The sequence below is a fragment of the Acinetobacter lactucae genome, assembly GCF_013344765.1.
Classification (GTDB): domain Bacteria; phylum Pseudomonadota; class Gammaproteobacteria; order Pseudomonadales; family Moraxellaceae; genus Acinetobacter; species Acinetobacter lactucae_A.
Genome location: NZ_JABVBF010000346.1, coordinates 1 through 1090 on the forward strand (window position 1 = coordinate 1; position 1090 = coordinate 1090).

2 protein-coding genes are annotated in these 1090 nt (G+C 33.4%); one reads left to right on the forward strand and one right to left on the reverse strand.

From position 1 onward, the window contains the following. The coding region (locus HUN22_RS17215) for a J517_1871 family lipoprotein (protein WP_254617564.1) at window positions 1-372 on the forward strand (372 nt) is incomplete at its 5' end. Window positions 373-425: 53 nt separating this feature from the next. Here the strand turns inward: HUN22_RS17215 and HUN22_RS17220 are convergent. Next, window positions 426-854, reverse strand: a complete 429-nt coding sequence (locus HUN22_RS17220; protein ID WP_174731935.1) for a hypothetical protein — start codon at window positions 852-854, stop codon at window positions 426-428. Window positions 855-1090 lie beyond the last annotated feature (236 nt).

The following is a 1090-nucleotide window of genomic DNA, read 5'->3' on the forward strand; positions in this document are numbered from 1 at the left end:
GTTCTATTGGGTGGATGTATAACTTCAACGACCCCAATGATTAATAATAAATTTAATGCAATCGAACCTTCAATACCTTCATTCTCAGGTATATGGACGATTTCGATTGGTCCTAGCATATCAACAATAACACTTGACGCAGATGGCAATGGTATACTTTGCGACGATACTAGTGGGCGTATTGTATTCAACAAAGTTAAGTATGCAAATAATATGATTTACATTCAAAATGGTATGGCTCTAGAAGTTAAGACTCTTAACACAGATATACTCGAAGCTAGAACAATTTTAAGTGCTTCTACTACAAATATGATCTACAAAGCTGATAACGACTTAAAATTAGCATCATTAAAATGTATCAGAGAAATATAGATAACATTAGGCCGTTCTTCTATAGTTAACTAATCGCAACAAGGGCTTTTTCTTTACTTTTTAGTAAGAGGTTCTATAAGCTGATTGATAATAACACCTTTGCTTAGAACACAAGTCGTATCAGGTTTAATAATCCAGTTGTAATCATTCAAATTTATGGAATAAGCTTCTCCGCTACCATAAGCAATGGTGTCACCATCTTTATATTCTTCTGAATCAATAATTAAAAGGTGCTTATCGTGATCCCAATGAGCATCCTTAGTTGCAAAAATAGGAAAAACTCGATCATTTGCATTCATTAAATAAACACAAGAACCTTCAATCTTGATTTGTGCCTCACTATAGCTTGCATTATCAGCACTACCAGAGTAACCAATTCTTGGCACAATAACCTTGTTTTGAGGGTAGTAAGGATTAGTACATCCATTGAGTAAGATGATTAACCCAGTTTGAAGAGTGAGCCAAATACTTTGTTTATTCATAATTAATATACTAGTGAAGAGTCTAAATTGTAAGGTTCATCACTAGACATGAAATAGTATTTTACACTGTCAAGCTCTAGTTACAGAAGTGGCGCTTCCTTTTAATAAACCAAATGCCGTTTCCGAGTAAAGATGAGATTAGTAAAAACACGATTCTATATTCGTGTTCTAATCTTCTGATGGTTAAGCTTAAGATTGCTGTTTACTTATAGAACAAAAAATTATCTGGATGATGT